The sequence below is a fragment of the Streptomyces bicolor genome (assembly GCF_000719285.1).
Taxonomy (GTDB): domain Bacteria; phylum Actinomycetota; class Actinomycetes; order Streptomycetales; family Streptomycetaceae; genus Streptomyces; species Streptomyces bicolor.
In genome coordinates, this window is the sequence record NZ_JOFS01000002.1 from 220,238 (window position 1) to 239,621 (window position 19,384).

Annotated in this window: 17 protein-coding genes and 1 tRNA gene; 7 read left to right on the plus strand and 11 right to left on the minus strand. The window is 72.6% G+C overall.

The genetic code is table 11. The features are described 5' to 3' along the window. Window positions 1-20: 20 nt before the first annotated feature. A complete protein-coding gene (locus IF78_RS0103175; RefSeq protein ID WP_031478489.1) occupies window positions 21-980 on the minus strand; it encodes a D-2-hydroxyacid dehydrogenase in 960 nt (319 codons plus the stop codon). 182 nt (window positions 981-1,162) lie between these two features. Between IF78_RS0103175 and IF78_RS0103180 the strand changes: the two genes are divergently transcribed. The 3 genes from IF78_RS0103180 to IF78_RS0103190 all read left to right on the plus strand — a co-directional run bounded on the left by IF78_RS0103180 (window position 1,163) and on the right by IF78_RS0103190 (window position 4,135). Beyond that, window positions 1,163-1,999, plus strand: a complete 837-nt coding sequence (locus IF78_RS0103180; protein ID WP_031478491.1) for a maleate cis-trans isomerase family protein — start codon at window positions 1,163-1,165, stop codon at window positions 1,997-1,999. Then, a complete protein-coding gene (locus IF78_RS0103185) occupies window positions 1,996-2,727 on the plus strand; it encodes a maleate cis-trans isomerase family protein (protein ID WP_031478492.1) in 732 nt (243 codons plus the stop codon). The genes IF78_RS0103180 and IF78_RS0103185 overlap by 4 nt, the downstream gene beginning before the upstream one ends. Before the next feature lie 304 nt (window positions 2,728-3,031). Further along, window positions 3,032-4,135 carry an LLM class flavin-dependent oxidoreductase gene (locus IF78_RS0103190; protein ID WP_031478494.1) on the plus strand — a complete coding sequence of 368 codons (1,104 nt, stop codon included), beginning with the start codon at window positions 3,032-3,034 and terminating at the stop codon, window positions 4,133-4,135. Between the two features lie 21 nt (window positions 4,136-4,156). Here IF78_RS0103190 and IF78_RS0103195 read toward each other — a convergent pair whose 3' ends face one another. Beyond that, on the minus strand, window positions 4,157-5,977 hold the full coding sequence (locus IF78_RS0103195) for a putative bifunctional diguanylate cyclase/phosphodiesterase (RefSeq protein WP_037639532.1): 1,821 nt from the start codon (window positions 5,975-5,977) through the stop codon (window positions 4,157-4,159). Window positions 5,978-6,322: 345 nt separating this feature from the next. Here IF78_RS0103195 and IF78_RS0103200 point away from each other — a divergent pair, with 345 nt between their 5' ends. After that, entirely contained in the window at window positions 6,323-7,729 is a 1,407-nt protein-coding gene (locus IF78_RS0103200; protein ID WP_031478496.1) for a M6 family metalloprotease domain-containing protein, read from the plus strand. Window positions 7,730-7,879: 150 nt separating this feature from the next. Here IF78_RS0103200 and IF78_RS0103205 read toward each other — a convergent pair. The 7 genes from IF78_RS0103205 to IF78_RS0103235 form a co-directional block, all read right to left on the minus strand. Continuing rightward, a tRNA-Lys gene (locus IF78_RS0103205) sits at window positions 7,880-7,953 on the minus strand. Further along, window positions 7,944-8,636 (minus strand): bifunctional DNA primase/polymerase, encoded by a 693-nt coding sequence (locus IF78_RS45380; protein WP_078662283.1) that lies wholly within the window; start codon window positions 8,634-8,636, stop codon window positions 7,944-7,946. Before IF78_RS45380 ends, IF78_RS0103205 begins: the two co-directional genes overlap by 10 nt. A 132-nt stretch (window positions 8,637-8,768) precedes the next feature. Continuing rightward, window positions 8,769-9,134, minus strand: a complete 366-nt coding sequence (locus IF78_RS0103215; protein ID WP_031478499.1) for a hypothetical protein — start codon at window positions 9,132-9,134, stop codon at window positions 8,769-8,771. A 442-nt stretch (window positions 9,135-9,576) separates the two neighbouring features. After that, window positions 9,577-10,911: an AAA domain-containing protein gene (locus IF78_RS0103220; protein WP_031478500.1), complete on the minus strand. Its 1,335-nt coding sequence runs from the start codon at window positions 10,909-10,911 to the stop codon at window positions 9,577-9,579. Continuing rightward, window positions 10,908-12,557: a hypothetical protein gene (locus IF78_RS0103225; RefSeq protein ID WP_031478502.1), complete on the minus strand. Its 1,650-nt coding sequence runs from the start codon at window positions 12,555-12,557 to the stop codon at window positions 10,908-10,910. The genes IF78_RS0103220 and IF78_RS0103225 overlap by 4 nt, the downstream gene beginning before the upstream one ends. Further along, window positions 12,548-13,690: a hypothetical protein gene (locus tag IF78_RS0103230; protein ID WP_031478504.1), complete on the minus strand. Its 1,143-nt coding sequence runs from the start codon at window positions 13,688-13,690 to the stop codon at window positions 12,548-12,550. The genes IF78_RS0103225 and IF78_RS0103230 overlap by 10 nt, the downstream gene beginning before the upstream one ends. Next, window positions 13,641-14,711 (minus strand): phosphatase PAP2 family protein, encoded by a 1,071-nt coding sequence (locus IF78_RS0103235; RefSeq protein WP_031478505.1) that lies wholly within the window; start codon window positions 14,709-14,711, stop codon window positions 13,641-13,643. Before IF78_RS0103235 ends, IF78_RS0103230 begins: the two co-directional genes overlap by 50 nt. A 185-nt stretch (window positions 14,712-14,896) precedes the next feature. Here IF78_RS0103235 and IF78_RS0103240 point away from each other — a divergent pair, with 185 nt between their 5' ends. Then, on the plus strand, window positions 14,897-15,493 hold the full coding sequence (locus IF78_RS0103240; RefSeq protein WP_031478507.1) for a histidine phosphatase family protein: 597 nt from the start codon (window positions 14,897-14,899) through the stop codon (window positions 15,491-15,493). A gap of 139 nt (window positions 15,494-15,632) precedes the next feature. Here IF78_RS0103240 and IF78_RS0103245 read toward each other — a convergent pair whose 3' ends face one another. Further along, window positions 15,633-17,120 (minus strand): NsdA family TPR-like regulatory protein, encoded by a 1,488-nt coding sequence (locus tag IF78_RS0103245; RefSeq protein WP_031478509.1) that lies wholly within the window; start codon window positions 17,118-17,120, stop codon window positions 15,633-15,635. 278 nt (window positions 17,121-17,398) lie between these two features. On the opposite strand from IF78_RS0103245, the gene IF78_RS43285 reads away from it, so the two are divergent. Beyond that, window positions 17,399-17,836 (plus strand): hypothetical protein, encoded by a 438-nt coding sequence (locus IF78_RS43285; protein ID WP_234439755.1) that lies wholly within the window; start codon window positions 17,399-17,401, stop codon window positions 17,834-17,836. A gap of 46 nt (window positions 17,837-17,882) precedes the next feature. Further along, window positions 17,883-18,752, plus strand: coding sequence for a spermidine synthase (locus IF78_RS0103255; protein WP_031478512.1), 870 nt, complete (start codon window positions 17,883-17,885; stop codon window positions 18,750-18,752). Between the two features lie 30 nt (window positions 18,753-18,782). On the opposite strand, the gene IF78_RS0103260 is transcribed toward IF78_RS0103255, so the two are convergent. Then, the gene (locus tag IF78_RS0103260) at window positions 18,783-19,313 is read right to left on the minus strand and encodes a hypothetical protein (RefSeq protein WP_031478514.1); all 531 of its coding nucleotides are present in this window, start codon (window positions 19,311-19,313) and stop codon (window positions 18,783-18,785) included. Window positions 19,314-19,384 lie beyond the last annotated feature (71 nt).

A 19,384-nucleotide genomic window follows, 5' to 3' on the forward strand; every position in this document is an offset into this window, starting at 1 on the left:
TCGCCCTCCAGCCGTAGACCTCAGCGTCCGGGTACGTACCCACGCTGCTTGTCGACCACGTTCAGCAGCGGTCTGCCCGCCTCCCACCTCTCGTACAACTCCACGAACTGCGCACCGAGTTGATCGCGCCAGCCGACGGTGTCCCCGCTCATGTGCGGCGAGACGATCAGCCCCGGCAGTCCCCACAGCGGGCTGTCGGGAGCGAGGGGCTCGTGCTCGAAGACGTCGAGGGCGGCACCCGCGATCCAGCGCTTGGTGAGCGCCTCGGCCAGGGCGTCCTCCACCACAAGCTGCCCGCGCCCGACGTTGATGAACCGGGCGGAGGGCTGCATGACGCCGAAGCGGCGCAGGTCGAACATGCCGTGCGTCTGCTCGGTGAGCGGCGCGGCCGCGATCACCCAGTCGGCGCGGGACATCAGCCGGTCGAGGTCGTCGGGGCCGTGGATGCCGGTGCGCGGGACCCGGCCGACCAGCGCGGTGGTGACGTCGAGGGCCTTGAGCGTGCGGGCGATCGTACGGCCGATGGGCCCGGACCCCACCACGCACGCGCGCGTGCCCGCCACGCGCTGCCCCTCGCGGTGCCGCCACTCCCGGGCGCGCTGGAACTCCAGGGTCCTCGGCAGGTCCTTGGCCATCGCCAGCACCAGCGCGGCCACGTACTCGGCGATCGGCTGGTCGAAGATCCCGCGCGCGTTGGTGACCACGGTGCCGGACTCGGTCAGCTCCGGGCACATCAGATGGTCCACACCCGCGCTCGCCGTGTGCACCCAGCGCGGCCGCGGGCCCTCGCCGGGCCAGGCGTCGCGTACGGCGTGCGAGGTGAAGTCCCAGACCAGCAGGACGTCGGCGTGCGGCAGCCGCTCGGCGAGCGTCGACTCGTCCGCGTGCTCGACACGGGCGCGGCCGGTGAGACGGCCGAGGCGGGGCAGGGGGTCCGCGTCGAGGACGAGAAGGGTGGGCGGGGTGTCGGGAGAGGTCATACGGGGTCGCTTCTCCGGGGGGTGCGGGGGCCGTTTCGCGGAGTTCTACTGGAAGGGCGGGCCGTCTGACATGCGAGGTTTGACCACGCTCGCACCCGAACCTACCTTCGTCAACACGGGCGTGCGTACGGTCCGTTGCTCACCTGTTTCTCGTAGTGAGGACGGTGCCTGCCATGGACGCCATGGACATCTCCTTCCTCGGCGGCCCCCGCCCGCAGCGCGGTGTGGGAGTCGTCGCCCCGTTCGACTTCGCGCTGGACCGGGAGCTGTGGCGCTGGGTGCCGGACGAGGTGTCCCTCCACCTCACTCGCACCCCGTACGTCCCGGTCGAGGTCAGCCTCGACCTGGCCCGCCTGGTCAGCGAGCACGAGACGCTGAGCGACGGCGTCCGCACCCTGACCGCGATCGCGCCCGAGGTGGTCGCCTACGCCTGTACCTCCGGCAGTTTCGTCGGCGGCATCGCGGGCGAGCGGGCGATGTGCGAGGCGATGACGCGGGCCGGCGCGGTGCCGTCCGTCACGACCTCGGGCGCGCTGCTGGAGGCGCTGACCGAGCTGGGCGTACGGCGGGTGGCGCTGGTGACGCCGTACACCGTGTCGGTGACGCGGGCGCTGGAGGAGTACGTGGCGCAGGCGGGGGTCCTGGTCACCGGGTGCGCGTTCATGGGGCTGACCCGGCACATCTGGAAGGTGCCGTACCGCGATGTGGCGGACATGGCCCGCAGGGCGGTGCGGGGCGCCACCGACGCGTTGTTCATCAGCTGCACCAACCTCCCCACCTACGACGTGATCCCCCAACTGGAGGCCGAACTGCGCATCCCGGTGCTCTCGGCCAACCAGGTCACGATGTGGGCGGCGCTGCGTCGGCTGGGTACCCGAGCGGTGGGGCCGTATCAGGCGCTGATCGATCCGGCGGCACGGATCGATCCGGCGGGCGGCGGTCCCGTGCTTCCCGGAGCACTGCCGGAAGCACTGCCGAACGTGCCGGGCGAAGAACAGCAGCAGGAAGGGCCGACATGACCGCACTGGGATTCCTCTACCCGGGCCACTCCGCCGAGGACGACTACCCACGCATCGAGCAGTTGCTCGCCAGCGACATCCGGGTCGACGTGGTGCACACCGACATCGGTGAGGACGCGCACCGGGTGGACGCGCTGCGCCGGATGGGCTCGGCCGAGCGGCTCGCGGCGGGCGTGGAGGCGCTGCGGCTGACGGGGGCCGAGGCGGTGGTGTGGGCGTGCACGTCCGGCAGTTTCGTCTACGGCTGGGAGGGCGCCCATGAGCAGGTGCGCACCCTCGCCGTGACGGCGGGCATGCCGGCGTCGTCGACGTCCTTCGCCTTCGTGCACGCGGTGCGGGAGCTCGGGGTGCGGCGGGTGGCGATCGGGGCGACGTACCCCGACGACGTGGCGGACCTCTTCGCGGACTTCCTGCGTGCCGCGGGCGTGGAGGTGGTGGCGGTCCGCGGTTCCGGGATCATCACCGCGGCGGAGGTCGGGAGCTGGGGCGACGCGGAGCTGTTCGCCCTGGCGGAGGAGGCGGACCACCCCGACGCCGAGGCGATTCTCCTCCCGGACACGGCCCTGCACACGGCGTCCCACCTCACGGCCCTGGAACAACGCCTGTCCAAGCCGGTCCTCACCGCCAACCAGGTCACGGTCTGGGAGGCCCTGAGGCTGACGGACCGCCGGGTGAACGCGCCGGAGCTGGGGGTGCTCTTCACGAGGGAGCCGATCGTGCAGGTGTAGGGCCGTCCCATCCCTGGGGGCTGCCGCCCCCAGACCCCCGCTTCGGCCCTGAAGGGCCTCGTCCTCAAACTCCCCCAGAGGGGGCACCCCCAGACGGGCTGAAAACCAGCCCCTCCGGCGTTTGAGGAGCGGGGGTCCAGGGGGCAGAGCCCCCGGGGAACGGGGTCGAAGGGGCAGCGCCCCTGGAGGACGGGACGGGTAGGGGCGGCGGGGGCGAAGAAAACTCCCCACCCGGAATAAACCGGAGCCCCCCTCCTGTTAACGCCGGGCAGGACAGCGCACGGCATCACCACAGGAGGCACCCGTGGCGGCAGACGACCCCCAACCCCACGAGATCCGGGGCACAGCACACGGCACCGCCCCGGTCCCCCTCTCCGTACTGGACCTGGTCACGGTCAGCTCAGGCCACACCGCCACCGACGCCCTCCGCACCAGCGTCGACCTCTCCCGCCTCGCGGAGTCCCGCGGCTTCCACCGCTACTGGGTCGCCGAACACCACTCCATGCCGGGCGTGGCCTCCTCGTCCCCCGCCGTGATCCTCGCCCACCTCGCCGCCCACACGACCCGCATCCGCCTCGGCTCCGGCGGCGTCATGCTCCCCAACCACGCCCCGCTCGTCATCGCGGAGCAGTTCGGCACCTTGGAGGCCATGGCCCCCGGCCGCATAGACCTCGGCCTCGGCCGAGCCCCCGGCACGGACGGCGCCACGGCAGCCGCCCTCCGCCGTACGGATCACCTCAACGAGGGCGCCGACGACTTCCCCGAGCAGCTCGCGGAGCTCACCCGTTTCCTCGACGCCGACTTCCCGGACGGCCACCCCTACCGCCGTATCCACGCCGTCCCCGGCCCCGTCCAGGCGACCTCGCCCGGCGGCGTCCAGTCCCCGCACCGCCCGCCGGTCTGGCTGCTCGGCTCCTCCGGCTTCAGCGCCCGCCTCGCTGCCGTCCTCGGCCTGCCCTTCGCCTTCGCGCACCACTTCTCGGCGCGCAACACCGTCCCCGCCCTGGACCTGTACCGGGAGTCCTTCCAGCCCTCCGCCGTCCTCGACGAGCCGTACGCCCTCATCGGCGTCTCCGCCCTCGCCACCGACGACGAGAAGGAGGCCCGCCGCCAGATCAGGGCCGCCGCCCTCAGCATGATCCGCCTGCGCACCGGCCGCCCCGGCCTCATCCCCACCCCCGAGGAGGCCGAGGCCCGCGAGTTCACCCCGCTGGAGCGCGAGTTCGCCGACTCCTGGAACGCCAACGTCGTCCACGGCACCGCCGACGAGGTCCGCGCCGGCCTCGACGACCTCCAGAAGCGCACCGGCGCCGACGAGTTGATGATCACGAGCAACGCGCCCGGCATGGACGTACGCCTGCGCTCGTACGAACTCATCGCCGACGCCTACGGGTTGCCGACGATCTGACCGCACGCCTTTCAGCGCGCGTCAGACCCGCACCCCCAGCAACTCGGAGATACGATCCGGCGGCACCGGCCGCGAGTACAGCCACCCCTGTCCGGTGTCGCAGCCGATCCGCCGCAGTCGCGAGGCCTGCGCCAGCGTCTCCACGCACTCCGCGGTGACCGTCAGGCCCAGCCGGTGGGCCAGTTGGATCATCGCCTCGACCACGACCTCGTCGGCCGGGTTCGGCGGGACGGCCGCGCTGTTGTCGCTCTCGTACTGGAAGCCCCGTACGAAGGAACCGTCCAGCTTCAGGACCGAGACCGGCAGCCGGCTGAGGTAGGCCAGGTTCGAGTAGCCGGTGCCGAAGTCGTCGATGGCGATGCGTACGCCCATGTCGCTGAGCGCCTGGAGGTCCTGGAGCGGTCTGCCCGCCGAGCCCATCACCGCCGACTCGGTGAGCTCCAACTGGAGCAGGTGCGGGGCGAGTTCCGTCTCGTCGAGGATGCGGGCCACGTCCGCCACCAGGTCGGAGTCCCAGACCTGCCGTACCGCCACGTTCACGCTGACGAAGATCGGCGGCTCGTCGGGGTGTGTCAGCTGCCAGGCGCGGGCCTGACGGCAGGCGGTCTCCAGGATCCAGCGGCCGAGGGGAACGATAGAGCCGTCCTCCTCCGCCAGTCCGATGAACCGATTCGGCGCCAGTACGCCGAACTGAGGATGATTCCAGCGGACAAGCGCCTCGACCCCGCGCAGCCGGCCGTCCTCCATGCTCACCAACGGCTGGTACTCCAGGGCGAACTCACCCCGCTCGATGGCCGGGCGGAGGGTGGCGGCGAGGGCCTGGCGGGTGATGAGGTGGGCGTTGCGTTCGGGGTCGAAGAGCGTCCAGCGGTCCTTGCCGTCGGCCTTCGCCCAGTACAGCGTCGTGTCCGCGGCCTGCATCAGGGCGTTGGGCGTGGTGCCGGCCGCCTGGCGTTCCACCACGCCGATCGACGCCGACACCGAAAGGCGGCGGCCGGAGAGGTCGAAGGGGGCTCGCAGGGCCTCCAGCACCGACTCGGCCAGGTCGGCCAGTTGCTCGGTGCCGGTCGAGTCCTCCACGAGGAGGGCGAACTCGTCGCCGCCGAGCCGGGCCACCAGGGGCGGGCTCGATCTGGCGTACCCCGCCTCCTCGGCGCAGCGCGTGAGCCGTTCGGCCACGGCGGCCAGCAGGCCGTCGCCGATCCGGTTGCCCAGGGTGTCGTTGATCGCCTTGAAGCCGTCAAGGTCCAGATAACACAGGCCGATTCGGCCGGTGGTGCCGCTCTCGTCGTACGACTCCGCCTCCAGGGCGGCCGACAGGCGCTCGAAGAACAGGGTGCGGTTGGGTAGCCGGGTCACCGGGTCGTGCATCTGCAAGTGCCGCAGCCGGGCCTGGAGTTCGCGGTGGCCGCTGACGTCGGCGACGGAGAGCAGGACACCGCCCCGCTCGACACCGGGCAGGGGTGCGACCGTGACCTGGGCCCACAGGGAGTGCCCGTCCGGGTGTTTGAGGCGTCGCGTGCAGCGCAGCCGGGCCTGGCGGCCGCGCAGCACCTCGAGGTACGCGTGCCAGGTGCGGGCGTCGGAGGCCAGGTCCACCAGGTCGGCGGCGACGGAACCGGCCAGTTCGCCGGGTGGCGTGCCGAGCAGGTCGGCGAGGGCGGGGTTGGCGCCCGCGACCAGGCCCTCGCGGTCGACCACGGCCATCCCCAGGGGCGCGGCGGAGAAGGCGGCGGAGTAGGGCGGCTCCCCGGTACCGGGTGATGGCTCTGAGTTACTCTCTGTTACGGCCAACCGGATGAGGTCTGCCGCGGGCGTCGGCCCTTCGGACGTTCCGCTCACCGCTCGCTCCCGCAGTGCACTCGATCTTCGGATGGGTCTCATCGGAATGGCCGGCCGTGGGCGGTCGGCCGCCGGGCCGTGTCCGTGCAGGAAAGTGTTGGAAAGTGTGCCGATCATAGAGGCTGGCCCCGGGCCCTTCCACCTACTGTCCAGTGTTCCCACGCGGCCCGCTCATCCGACAGATCGTTTCTGCCCGCGACTGGACACCTTCTTGGGGCACGCGACCGGTTGTGACGTTCCGTGAGCGATTCGGGGGTGTCGGTTTTGATGCCCTCCGGGCCCCACTCACCCATCCGGTGCAGGCAAACAGGACGTAGTACGACAATCTGACTGAGGCTGGGAGCGGTGTCCCGCGAACCGCTCCCGGAGGTCCACGTGCCGCGTCAGCTCCCCCTGCTCCCCGGCATGGGTTGGCTGTGGGAATGGCCCCGACTGCGCACTGCCGCCGCCCTGTTCACCACGATGTCGGCGCTCGCCGCGACCTCCCTGGTCGCGGGCCCCTCGGTCGCCGAACCGTTCGACACGGCTGCCTGTGCCCTGGAACGCACCGAGGCGCACCACTCCGAAGGACTGAACACCTGGAACACCGCCTATCCGCGCCCGACCCGCGAACTCGACGCGGTCATGGTCTTCCTGTCCTTCCCGGACGCGGCACCCCGGACGACACCCGCCGAACTGACGGCCGACCATTTCCCTGCTACCACCCACTTCTTCGAACGCGCCTCCTACGGCAGATTCACCCTGCGCCCGCATCCGGTCCGGAACTGGCTCCGGATGCCGCGGCCGTCGACCGCGTACGCCATACAGCGCGACTGGAACGTGGACGACCGGGCCGCGTATCTGCGGGACGCGCTCGCCGTGGCGGACCGGCAGGTGGACTTCTCCCGCTACGACATCGTCTACTTCGTCGCCGACCCGGACGCGCCCGGAGTCGACTCGGACGCCACGAAGGTCGTCAACCTGGAGACCCCGTTGCGCGCCGACGGCACGGACATCCGGCGTGTCGTCACGGTGTTCGAGAACCATCCGCCGGACCGGCTGGTCCTCGCGCACGAGACCGGCCACGTCTTCGACCTGCCCGACCTCTACCACCGCCCGATGGACGGCAAGGGTGACTGGGACACCTACGTCGGCGACTGGGACCTGATGGGCAGCCAGTTCGGGTTGGCGCCGGATCTGTTCGGCTGGCACAAGTGGAAGCTCGGGTGGCTGGAGCCGCGGCAGGTGGTGTGTGTGCAGGGGGCGCGGGCCGCCGGGGCGCGGCTGACGCTGGAGCCGCTGTCGGTCGGGCCCGGTATGCCGGTGCAGGCGGGGGCTGCCGGGGCGCCCGGCGGGCTCGGCTCGTTCGGGGCGGCGCCCGGCGGGCTCGGCGCCGTACCGGGCTTCGGCCTGGGCAACGGCATCAAGCTCGCCGTCGTCCGCACCGGCCCCGAGAGCGCCCTCGCCTTCGAGGTGCGCGGCCCCGTGGGCAACGACAGGCAGGTCTGCCGGCAGGGCGTGCTGGTGTACCGGGTGCGCAGCCAGACCGAGTCCGGCGGCGGCCCGGTCGAGGTGATCGACGCCCATCCGCGCACCGAGGCCTGCTGGGAGGAGTCGGTGTATCCGCCGCTCGCGGACGCGCCGGTCGGGCTGGGCGAGAGTTTCACGGTGCTGGAGGAGGGCGTGCGGGTGGAGGTGGAGGGGCGCACGGCTTCGGGGGCGTGGACGGTGAAGATCGCGCCGACGGGACCGCGGGCGCGCGCGACGGGATAGCGCCCGCGCCGGGGCGTGGGGCGTGGTCGGTGGGGGATGCGCCGGTAGTGACAGGCGTACGGGGTGGGTGCAGGCGTACACGGGTAGTGACGGGTGTACGCCGGGGCATGCGAAAAGCCCCTCGCATCCGCGAGGGGCTTTCACTGTCTGTGCGCCGCCAGGGACTCGAACCCCGGACCCGCTGATTAAGAGTCAGCTGCTCTAACCAACTGAGCTAGCGGCGCCTGCTGACGTCGTAGACCTTAGCATCCTGGTCGGCGTGGGGAAAAATCGAAATCCGAACGGCCGCGCGAGCCGCCCGCACGGCCGCCCAGAGCAGCACCTCCGGGCCCGGTAACCAGGGGTTACGGCTGTCCGGGGCGACCAGCCAGCGGGTTCCGGAGGCCGTCGGGGACGCCGCGTACGTGTCCGCCGGAGCCGGGACGGTCACCGCGTCGCCGGTGCCGTGGCAGAGGAGCGGCGGGATGCCGTCCGTGCGGCTGAACTCCTCCCAGCGCAGCAGTGAGGGCAGTCGCTGGGCGGTGCCGGGGGCGGCGAACAGCAGGATCCGCCCCCGGAAGGCGGCCACGGGGCCGGCACCCGGGCCCTCGTCCCACAGCCGGTCCAGCATGCGGCGCCCGAAGATCGCGGGGGCGCTGACCACGTCGAAGACGGAGCCGCAGGGCAGGACCACCGGGGCGTGCGGGCGTTCGGCCCAGAGGGCGAGCATGCTGCGGGGATACGTTCCTGCCGAGGCGAGCCAGGCGGCTCCGTCGGGGGTGACGCCGGTGACTCCGAAGGTGTCGACGGGGGCGTCGGAGTGGTCTGGGGAGAGGTGGGAGGAGGGGTGGGAGGGGAGGTGGGCGGAGAAGTTGTGGGAGGAGCTGGAGGAGAGGTCGGCGAAGAGGTCGTCCCGTGTGCGGCTCATGCACCTACATCTACCGACGGTGAGAGCTCGGTTTCCGAGGGTTGCCGAAAAGCCGGACAGGGGAGGGAGAAGCGGGTATCTTGCCCGCCTGGCATATGCCGTAGGGGTGATCAGGCGCTGACTACGCCGTAATCACACGGGGTCGACGTGCCCCGGCCCCTCGACCCCCCGCATCAGATCACGGCCGAACTCCACCATCTTCTTGGCGTAGTCCTCGGTCCACTCGGCCCGTGCGGCGATGTCGGCGGGCGTCAGCCGGTCGAACCGCCGGGGGTCCGCCAGCTGGGCCGCCGCGATGGCCTGGAACTCCACCGCACGATCAGTCGCCGCCCGGAAGGCCTGCGTCAGCTCGGTCGCCCGCGCCAGCAGCACACGGGGGTCGTCGATCGACTCCAGGTCGAAGAAGTGCTCAGGGTCGGCGGCCACCTGCGCGGGCTCGAAGAGCAGGGGCGCGGGGCGTAGCCGCGGTTCGTTCCTGCGCGGCGTGGGCTCCGCCATGCGTTCTCCTCCTAGTACGTCACCGATCCAGTACGTCACCGATCTCGTGGGACACCGGCGAACCCCCGGCGGACCGGTCCACCGTCCATTGTCCCGCGCCCGCGCAAGTAGGCGTATGACGCGGGCCCATGCGCCTTCCGGTCAACCGGGCCGCGAGGCCACGCGATGGCGGCGGCGGAGGCGGTTCCGGGTGGGTGGGTGCCGTTCGATTCATGGCCGCCAGGCCACGCGATGGCGGCGGGGGAGGCGGTCCCGGGTGGGTGGGTGCCGTTCGATTCACGGCCGCCAGGCCACCCGATGCTCTGCGAGTCGCGCCAGGACCGCGTGGTTCGCCTCCCAGCCGTCAGGGCTGTGTTCATTGGCCGCCTCCGGCGGCGTGCCGGACTCCGTCCGGCGGGTGGCGGCGGCGGAGCTGGTCCCGGGTGGGTGGGTGCCGTTCGATTCATGGCCGCCAGGCCACCCGATGCTCTGCGAGTCGCGCCAGGACCGCGTGGTTCGCCTCCCAGCCGTCAGGAAACTTCACCAGCGTCCCCAGCTGTACCGGCTCCGTCGACGGATAGTCGTCCAGCAGGTCGCTCACCCCGGCCCGGCACACCACGATGCACGCGTGGCGGTGGCGGGAGGCGAGGACGCAGAGGCGGCCCGTTTCCAGGTGGAACGCGGTGGCGTCGGGGCGGCCGGACAGGGGGTGGAGGACCACCGTGACGTCGTACTCGCGGCCTTGCAGGCGATTCGCCGTGTCTACGGTGATTTCCGTCACGCCCAGCTCGGCCAGCGCCGCCCGGACCGCCGCTGCCTGGTCCCGGTGGGCCGTGCCGACCGCGATCCGGTCGGCGGTGAGGGGCGCGGCGTCGGAAGAGCGTTCCGACGTCGCCGCGCCGCCCCGGTCCAGGAGGCGCCGTACGACCGTCGCGACCGCCCGGACCGCCTCCGGGTCCGTACGCGGGGTATGCCGGGCGGGCAGTTCCAGCAGGCCCCAGCCCGACTCGGCCGCCTCGTCGATCACCCGATCGGGGCCGGAGCCGTCCGACGGGACCGCGAAGGCGAGTCGGCGGTCGTCGTGACCGGTGCCGCTGCGGAAGGGCGTGTACGGGTAGAAGGCGTCGGAGATGAGGGGCGCGGCGGACGCGGGGAGGCGCCAGGAGACCGGCAGGCGGTGCTGGGGCAGGTCCGGGTTGTGGGCCAGGAGAGTGGTGACGGCGGACGCCGACGGGTCGTACGACAGGCCCGCCCACTGCTCACTGCCCACGGTCGCGAACGGGTCGAGTTGACCCGGGTCGCCCACGAACAGCGCCCGCTCGAAGAGGCCGGCCACGGCGAGCAGCGAGTCCGAGCGCATCTGGTACGCCTCGTCGACGATCGCGTGCCGCCAGGGCTCGTCGACCTTGACGTGCCCCCACTTGGCCGCCGTGGAGATGACGACCGAGAGTCCCGCGAGCTCGGCGGCCTTCGCCGACTTGCGTACGTTCGGCAGGTCGTCCAGCGCCTTGTCGTACGGGTCGGCGTCGCTGCTGTGCAGGCGGCCCACCGGCAGCTCGGGGCTCTTCTCGGCGAGCCGCAGCACCAGATCGTCGACCTGGGCGTTGGTCTGCGCGACGATCATCAACGGGCGTCCCGCGTCGGCGAGTTCCAGAGCGGCGCGGACGACGAGCGTGGACTTGCCGGCGCCGGGCGGGGAGTCGACGACGACACCGCGCGCGGTGCCGTGCAGGGTGTCGGCGAGGATCGCGTCGGTGGCCTGCGCCGCCGCGGCACCGGGGTCGAACACGGCGGTCACAGGACGTCCTCCTCGGTCAGCGGATCGGCGGCCTCGGGCACCTGCTCCCCGGGCGGCCCGCCGTGTGTCCACGGCGTCTCCTCCGGTTCGGGCAGCTTCGCGCCGCCCCGCTGCTCGTGCTCGAACAGGGTGAAGCAGACCCGGTCGCCCTTCTCCGGCACGGATCCCGCCTCCGGTTCCTTGCCGCGGCCCATCTTGTCCAGCACCCGCAGCACGAGCAGCACGCCGCCGTCCTCGCCGCCGGGCCCGTTCTCGCCGTCGTTGCCGTCCTTGCCGAGGGTCTCCTCGTAGCCGACGAACTCAGCCGCCTGCGGCTTTCCGCCCAGCGACCGGAACACCTTGGCCCGCTCGCCCAGATGCGGCCGGTCATCGGTGCGGACGGTGACCAGCGGGCGCGGGCTCGGCCGCTTGCCCTCGCTGTACGCCATCACGACCTCGGTGACCTCGCCCGCGAACGCCTCCCCGGCCAGCCTCCGCCCCGCCATCACCAGCGGGTCGTCGAGCGCCTCCTGCGCCTCCAGGCGGGCCTGTTCGCGCTCGCGCGCCGAGAGCTTGTTGGCGGCGGTGACCGCGTCGTCGCGGCGCGGCTGCGGGGGCTCACCGGCGAGGACGCGGTCGCGGTGGCCGGTGAACGACCAGCGGTCGCGCGTCCATCGCTCCTCGACGTGCCGACCGGCCTCGGGCAGGTGTGACCGCAGCAGGTCGAGGCCGTGCCACACCGCGTCCCAAGTGGGGCGGGTCCGGCTCTCGACGAGGGCGCGGATCTCCCGCTCGGCGGCGGTGAGGTCACCGAGCCGGTCGTCGGCCTCCAGACCGTCCTCGGCGGCGGCGAGGGCCGTACGCGCGCGGTCGTAGCGATCGATGGCGGGGGCGAGCAGTTTGTTGTCGAACGCCGGGTCGGTGGCGGGGCCCGCCGGCGGCCACAGCAACTGGCCCTCCCGGTCCCGCGCGAGCTCCGCGCGCAGCGCCGCCTCGGCGCCCGTCTCGCCCTCCGGCGGGGCGATCCACGCCAGCAGCGCGCCCAGGTGCTGGTCCTCCAGCGTGGACTGGCCGGTCGCCCAGTGCCGGGACAGTACGTCGGTCATGGCGAGCAGGAGGGACGAGCCGGGCACGCGGGCGCGCTCGCCGAAGTGGGTCAGCCAGCGGCCGAGCAGCGGCACGCGCGGGGGCGCGGGGTAGGGGGTCTCCGGGTCCTGGTCCGCCGTACGCCTGAAGCGCATGGAGCGGCCGAGGAGCCGTACGTAATCGACGCCCGCGCGGCTCGGCACGATCAACTGCGGGGCGTCCGCGCACAGTTCGACCTCGACCTTGACCCGCTTGCCGGTCTCGGGGTCGGTCTCGTTGCGCTCGGCGGCCTCCACGGCATCGGCGTGGGTGTCGATGTACGGCAGGACGACGTCCGCCAGCTCGGCCAGGAACGCGAACCTGAGGTCCCGGTCGCGCGGCTGCGGTACGACCAGCAGGTGCGGAGCGTCCCGGTCCGTGCCGACCAGCGCGCCGAGCGGGGCGCCGGCCTCACCGGCGGTGGTGAGGGGCACGAAGACCAGCGGGCGGTCGGACAGATGCCGGTGGCGGACGGTGGCGGCGGGCTGGGCGCGGCCGGTGTGGACGGCTTCGAGGCGGGCGAGCGTGGCGATCAACGACATGCCGCCACCTCCACACCCAGGGCCTCGGCACGCAGCCGTGCCGCCCTGCGCAGGGCAGCCACCGCCGGATCGTCCGGGTCGCCGGTCTCGCCGCGGGCCGCCGACAGGACGTCCTCGACCGTGGTCAGGCCGCCCAGTTCGGCCCGCACCGAACGGCCCAGCGACGTCACCGCGCCGGACGCGCGGGAGCGGGCCCGACAGTGGAAGGCGAGCTCGCAGGCGGACAGGCACTCGGGCGCGTACGTCGCCGGGACCGACTCGACGGCGGTCGTGAGGTCGGCGGCGGGCAGGTCGGGGGAGAAGCAGGTGCCGTCGGGGAGCGTGTCGGCGATGTCCTCGATGCGGGTGAGGCGGGCCAGTTGGCGGGCGGTCACCGCGCGCTGTTTGCGGACGTCGACGGCGGAGGCTGTGGGGAGGTTCGAGAAGTCCTTGGGGCAGACCAGGAGGACGCGGTGGCGCACGCGCGGGGCGGGGGCGCTGTCCGAGGCGAGCCGGGCGGCGATCCGCTCCAGCGCCAGCACGTACACCGCCGCCTGACGAGCCGCGGCACCCACCTTCGCCGGATCCGCCGAACCGTCCAGCATCGGGAACGACTTGATCTCCACGACCGTCCAGCTGCCGTCCGGGTGCACGACCACCGCGTCCGGCTCCAGGAAGGCGGGCGAGCCGGCGACGTCCAGCGCGAGCATCGGGTGGTCGAACAGGGTCCACTCGCCGCGGGCCTCGGTGGCCTCGCGCAGCGCCAGTGCCGTACGGGCCGTGCGGCCCTCGGGGCCCGTCGCGGTGAGTTCGGGCACGCGTGCGTGGGCGGGCGGTTCGGCGGTGCGGTCGAGCTTCTCGTGGACCAGGCGCAGCAGCTCCGCGCCGCCGTCCGCCTTGACCTTGGCTTCGAAGGTGTTCCCGCGCGTGAAGGCGAACTGCGACTGCCCGAAGACCGACGGCGAGCCCAGTGCGTTCGCCAGCGCCGCCTTGTTCACCCCGGCGCCGTCCAGGATCGCGCGCCGCTTGCAGCCGGGGTTGGCGGCGAGAGCGGCCAAGGCGCGTGCGTCCAACGCCTTGGCCGGTACGTCGGGACCGCGCAGCTCAGCGAGCCGGTGCCGGAGCGCCGTCCCCCGCGTCCTGGGGAGAGGCACTCGGCTCGGCTCCGGCTCCGAACCGGGACTCGCGCTGCCGTGGAATTCGCTCACCCGCGGAAGTCTGGCATCCGCCACTGACAATTGAGGAAGCCGCGTCACCGGAGCCCACAGGGACGGGGGTGCCGGAGCCGGCCGAGAGGCTGTCGCCCGAGCCGACCGGGACCGTGTCGCGGGAGCCCTGTGCGACGGTCGCGGTGGAGGTGGCAGCGGCGGCGGAGTCGGCGTTCGCGGCGGTGGCGGCCCGCGTCCCGAACCGGGCCCGCGCCCGGTCCATGGTCCGCATCACATACGGCGCCAGCAGCAGTCCGACGCCCATCACGGCGGCGCCCGCGACCGCGTCGAGGAAGTAGTGGTTCGCGGTGCCCATCACCACGATCGTGGTGATCAGGGGGTAGGCGATCGCCGCGACCTTCGCCAGGCGCGTCCCGCCGTACCGCCACAGGATCACGCCGCACCACAGCGCCCAGCCGACGTGCAGGCTCGGCATGGCCGCGTACTGGTTGGTCAGGCCGCCGAGGCCCTTGGGCGCGCTCGCCTCGCCGCCCCACCAGCCGTACGAGCTGTAGTGGGCCATCGTGTCCACGAAACCGTGGCTCGCGTCGAGCAGCCGGGGCGGGCAGGTGGGAAGCAGGGTGAAGCCGATCAGGCCGATGAAGGTCGACGTCATCAGCCAGGTGCGGGCCGCCCGATACTGCACGGTGCGCGATCTGAAGAGCCAGACCAGGAGCACGGGCGTGACCAGGTAGTGCAGCGACGCGTACCAGAAGTCGGCCGGGACGCCGAGCCAGGGCTCGCGGGTGAAGAGGCGGTTGAGGGGGTGCTCCGCTTTGAGGTACAGGGCCTTCTCGATGTCCAGGATCGCGAGCCCGTGGTCCACGGCGCCGCTGACATCGCCCCGGGCGAGGAGTCGCCCCGCCGAGTAGCAGGCGTAGACCAGCAGTATCAGCGGCAGCTCGGTCCACCAGCGCAGGCGGGTCCGCGGCGTCGCCTCCACGCCAGCTATGTCGGCGTGCGGCATCCGATCGCCTCCCCCTTCTCGTCGCGGCGCCCGGTCGACCGGTCGTACCACTTTACGGTGTATGCGTGCGCCCCCTTCGGGCGCCTCGGCCCTCTAGACGCAGAGATCGCCCGGCGGGTTGCCCCGGCACAGCGTGCGCGATGATGGAGGGGTTCCGCCTCTCATTTCTCCCGGAAGGCCTCCGCATGGCACCGCGCATCCTGCTGGCCCGGCACGGACAGACCGAATGGTCGCTGGCCGGCAAGCACACGGGCAGGACCGATGTGCCGCTCCTCGAGGAGGGCCGCAGGGGCGCGAAGCTCCTCGGCGAACGTCTGCACAGGGCGCCGTACGACGGGCTGGCGGGCGTAGAGGTCCGCACCAGCCCTCTCTCACGCGCGCGTGAGACGTGCGAACTCGCCGGCTTCGGGGAACGCGCGCGTGCCTGGGACACGCTCATGGAGTGGGACTACGGCGCGTACGAGGGCATGACCCCCGCGGACATCCAGGCCGTCCGGCCCGGCTGGCTCATCTGGCGCGACGGCGTGCCCGAGGGCGAGACCCTGACCGAGGTGACCGCGCGGGCCGACGAGGTGGTGGCGTGGGCGCGCGAGGAGGACCGGGACGTGCTGGTGTTCGCGCACGGGCACATACTCCGGTCCATAGGCGCGCGGTGGTTGGGGATGCCGCTCGATTTCGCGGCACGGATCCGGCTGAACCCGACGTCGCTGTCGGTGCTGGGGTGGGCTTACGGGGAGCCGGCGATCGAGAGCTGGAACGACTTGGGGCACTTGGCGGGCTAGCGCGGTTCTGCCAAGCTGCGGGCATTCGTGCCGCCTAGGGCGGCACGGGTGGGCGCAGGCGGCACCCTGTCAGCGCCGGGCTGCGCGACCCACCCCCGCCCAGCACCGACGCCGGGCAACCTTGCTCACGCCGGATCGTTCACGCCGTACGCGGCGCGCTCGCGTGCCTCTCCAGAAACGCCGACACGCCCGAAGCCCGCCGATGCGGCAGCAACACCCGCGCAGTCCCCGCCAACATCGTCTGCACCCGCGACGACTGCACCTGATCCAGCAGATCCAGCACCCGCATCCCGGCGGCCGCCGCCTCGTCGGGCCGCCCACCCCGGGCCAGGTCGTCCGCCAGCTCCGCCGTGTACAGCGCGATGTTGCGCGTGAAGTGCGGATCCTGCAGCTGCGCCGCCCGCCCCGCATGCCGCGCCGCCCGCCGCCAGTTGCCCAGCGTCGACCAGCACTGCGCCTCCAGGACCTCCAGCTCCGCCTCGCCGTAGAAGCTCATCCACTCCGGGTCGGAGTCCGAACGGCCCCGCTCGAAGAGGGCCTGCGCGCGGGCGAGGGCCTGCTCGCACCCGGTGCGGTCGGCGAGCCCCGCCCAGCCGCCCGCCTCGCGCAGCGCGAGCAGGGACATCAGGCGGGAGGAGCCCAGCGGGCGCGCGACACGTTGCGCGGCCTGCGCCGCACGCACGGCCTCACGGGGCCGGCCCGCGTCCCGCGCCAGGAAGGACGTATTGCAGAAGGCGTGCGCCTCGAGGGCCGGGTCCCCGGCCATCCGGGCCGTCGCCAGCGCCTCCGCGTAGTGCGAGCGCGCGTCGTCGAACCGCCCCGAGTCGTGCGCCAGCCACCCCACCGAGATGGCCAGTTCACCCGCGCCCGAGTGGAGCCGGTCGCCGACCGCCTGCCGGGTCGTGCCGGCGTCGAGCAGCTCGTAGGCGGCCCGCAGCGGGGCGGCCGCGCGCCGGTAGAGGCCGTCGGCGCCGTGCCGGTCGTCGAGCAGCCGGATACGGCGTACGGCTTCCTCGAGCGCGTCCGCCTCGCGCCCCCCGGCACGTCGGACGGGACGCTCCGCGGCGGCGGCGTCGATGGCGAGCCCCAGGGGGCTCAGTGAGGCGGCGGCCACCGTGGCACCGCCGCCGGTCATGAATGCGCGACGCAGCACGTCGCTCTCCTCGTGGATCTCGTGGTTCTGGTGGTTCTGCTGTGCGCCGTACGGGTCGTGGGGGTCGTACGGGTCCTGAGGGTTCAGCGGGTCATACGGCTCCTGGGCTCCCCGCGTCTCACTCGGCGCGTGCACCGGGATCGTGGTGCGCATGGGGAGCGCCTCCTCGTCCGCGCACGCCCGGCGTCCGCGTACGGACGAGCGGGGCGCGAAGCCGAGGTCGGTGAGCGTCCGGCCGGGGAACATGTGCAGGAACACCCGTTCGTAGGCGTAGTTGGGGCATCGGATCTCGCCGGCCTCGACCCGCCCGACGTAACGCGCGTCACAGCTGACCCGCTCGCCGATCTCGCGGGCGGCCCGTCGCACCGCGGCGGCGAACTCGGCCGGCGAGCGCTGTCCGCGCAACTGCCGGAACGCGAGATTCGGCCGTGGTGGCCTGGGGGGCTGGGACGAGGTCAGCTCTGACGACGTCATGGCCGGGTCCTCTCGTGCGAACCGTCGAACCATGCCGGAGTGAGGACGAGTTGAGACGAGTCGAACCGAAATAATCCGTCTGGTGCCCTTGTCTCCGGCGGGCAAGAACGTACCTGCTGTGTCGGACCCGCAACGCAGGGTTTGGCTACAAACCGGATATCTCATACGGGATCTGCCATGAACTGCCATCCTTTGCGGCGGACTTCCGCCGTAGCCGTTGACGGCGCCCCGCGTTGAACTCTTCGGACTGCAAAAGGGGTTCCGTGGTGGAGGTCGGGATGGAGACCAGCCAGAGCATCGTTCCTCGTACGCCGTCGACCACGGCGGCGCACGCGCCGACCGCTGAGTGCAGCGAGCCGCCGGGGTCGGGCTGCGACGTGGTCACCGTTCCGGCGCGGCAGGGGCTGGAGGCGGTCGACATCCTGCGGCGCGGGGCCGGGGACGGGGTGGGCCCCGTGCTGCACGACGACGGTGGCGACACGCTCGGCTTCGTGGTCCCGCCGGGCACGGCGGCCGCCTGGGACGTGCCGGGCAGCACCTGTACGGAGACCGACGGCCGGGGGCTGAGCCTCGACCTGGACCCCGAGCCGCCGGTCGAGGGCTCGGACTGGCTGCTGCCGCCCGGCGAGGCGGACCTGGCGACCGATCCCGCGGCGCTGCGGGCGGCGCTGGGGGAGGCGGCGCGGTTGATCGAGGCGGCCGACAACTGCCGGTGACTCGGCCGGCCGGGCGGTGGCGCCTCTCACCTGCGACAATGGCCCAATGCGGAAGTCCAGGAACGCCCGGCGCCGGCCGGCCGCGGCCGAAGCGGTCGTCGAACACGTCGACGGTGGGCTCGCCGAGCTGATCCCCGACCGGGACCGTGCCCGCGCCTGGACGCTCCTCATCGACGGGGCTCCGCAGTCACACGTCGATCTGGACGACCCGGCATACCTCTCCTTCGAGTACCAGCGGCGCCTGGGGCACGTCATCGACCTCGTCGCGCCGCAGGGCAAGCCCCTCCACGTCGTGCACCTCGGCGGTGGCGCGTTCACGCTCGCCCGGTATGTGGCCGCCACCCGCCCCCGCTCCACCCAGCAGGTCGTCGAACGGGACGCCACCCTCGTCCAACTGGTCAGGCGAGAGCTGCCGTTGGATCCGAACGCCCGGATCCGGGTGCGGTCGGTGGACGCACGGGACGGGCTCGCCAAGGTGCCCGACGCATGGGCCGACCTCGTCATCGCCGACGTGTTCAGCGGGGCCCGTACGCCCGCCCACCTGACCTCCACGGAGTTCCTCGACGACGTACGCAGGGCCCTGCGGCCCAGCGGCGTGTACACCGCCAACCTCGCCGACGGTCCGCCGCTCGCGCATCTGCGCGGTCAGATCGCCACCGCCGCCGCCCGGTTCGCCGAGCTGGCGCTGGTCGCCGACCCGACGGTGCTGCGCGGGAAGCGCTTCGGCAACGCCGTCCTCGTCGCCGCCGACCAGCCGCTCCCGGTCGCCGAACTGACCCGCCGCGCCGCCTCCGACCCGCACCCAGGTCGCGTCGAGCACGGCAAGGCGCTCACCGACTTCACCGGCGGGGCCGTACCCGTGACCGACATCGCGGCGGTGGCCTCTCCGGCGCCGCCCCCGTCCGTGTTCCGATGACCGCGGCAGGACGGCCGTCGCGCCGGTGACTCAGTAGTTCCCGATCTCCACCCGCGGCGGCCCGTCGTGCCAGGTGCAGAACACCGACACCCGGTCCGCGCCCGCGCTGAACTCCACCCGGATCCACGTCTCCGTCTTCCACACCTGCATCGACCAGCCCGAGCCCGGGGTGGCCGAGACGAGGGTCGCGGAGCTCTCGCCGATGTCGAAGACCACGCGGCCGCCGTCGGTGTCGTAGCTCTTGACCCGGCCGGACGTGGTGGTCGTGGGACTGGGGCTCTGCGGAGGCTTCGTCGAGGGCGTCGGCGTACGGGGCGTCCCGGTCGGTTTCGGAGAGGGGGCCGGGGAGTTCGAAGGGTTCTTCGACGGCGTCGGCCGGTTCGTCGACGACGCCAGCGGCTTCGACTCCTGTGTGGTCGCGTCGGCCGCGGTGATGGGCAGGGCGCGCGGACGGTCGTACACCGTGCCCGCCATCACCGTGTGGACACCCCACCACGACAGCGTGACCGCCGCGCCCGTGGCGAGCGACCAAGCGAGTACGTGTACGAGTCCTCTGCGCATCGCGGGCCATACTGCCTCACGCGTCCCGGACGTGTCGCGCGGTTGTCCACAGGGGTGAAGTTGCCCACGGG

What these genes read in the sequence shown, in the direction of transcription:
- IF78_RS0103175 (WP_031478489.1), bottom strand. Translation starts at nt 980, where the DNA reads ATGACCTCTCCCGACACCCCGCCCACCCTTCTCGTCCTCGACGCGGAC.
- IF78_RS0103180 (WP_031478491.1), top strand. Translation starts at nt 1,163, where the DNA reads ATGGACATCTCCTTCCTCGGCGGCCCCCGCCCGCAGCGCGGTGTGGGA.
- IF78_RS0103185 (WP_031478492.1), top strand. Translation starts at nt 1,996, where the DNA reads ATGACCGCACTGGGATTCCTCTACCCGGGCCACTCCGCCGAGGACGAC.
- IF78_RS45380 (WP_078662283.1), bottom strand. Translation starts at nt 8,636, where the DNA reads ATGAGCCGCACACGGGACGACCTCTTCGCCGACCTCTCCTCCAGCTCC.
- IF78_RS0103215 (WP_031478499.1), bottom strand. Translation starts at nt 9,134, where the DNA reads ATGGCGGAGCCCACGCCGCGCAGGAACGAACCGCGGCTACGCCCCGCG.
- IF78_RS0103225 (WP_031478502.1), bottom strand. Translation starts at nt 12,557, where the DNA reads ATGTCGTTGATCGCCACGCTCGCCCGCCTCGAAGCCGTCCACACCGGC.
- IF78_RS0103235 (WP_031478505.1), bottom strand. Translation starts at nt 14,711, where the DNA reads ATGCCGCACGCCGACATAGCTGGCGTGGAGGCGACGCCGCGGACCCGC.
- IF78_RS0103240 (WP_031478507.1), top strand. Translation starts at nt 14,897, where the DNA reads ATGGCACCGCGCATCCTGCTGGCCCGGCACGGACAGACCGAATGGTCG.
- IF78_RS0103245 (WP_031478509.1), bottom strand. Translation starts at nt 17,120, where the DNA reads ATGACGTCGTCAGAGCTGACCTCGTCCCAGCCCCCCAGGCCACCACGG.
- IF78_RS43285 (WP_234439755.1), top strand. Translation starts at nt 17,399, where the DNA reads ATGGAGACCAGCCAGAGCATCGTTCCTCGTACGCCGTCGACCACGGCG.
- IF78_RS0103255 (WP_031478512.1), top strand. Translation starts at nt 17,883, where the DNA reads ATGCGGAAGTCCAGGAACGCCCGGCGCCGGCCGGCCGCGGCCGAAGCG.
- IF78_RS0103260 (WP_031478514.1), bottom strand. Translation starts at nt 19,313, where the DNA reads ATGCGCAGAGGACTCGTACACGTACTCGCTTGGTCGCTCGCCACGGGC.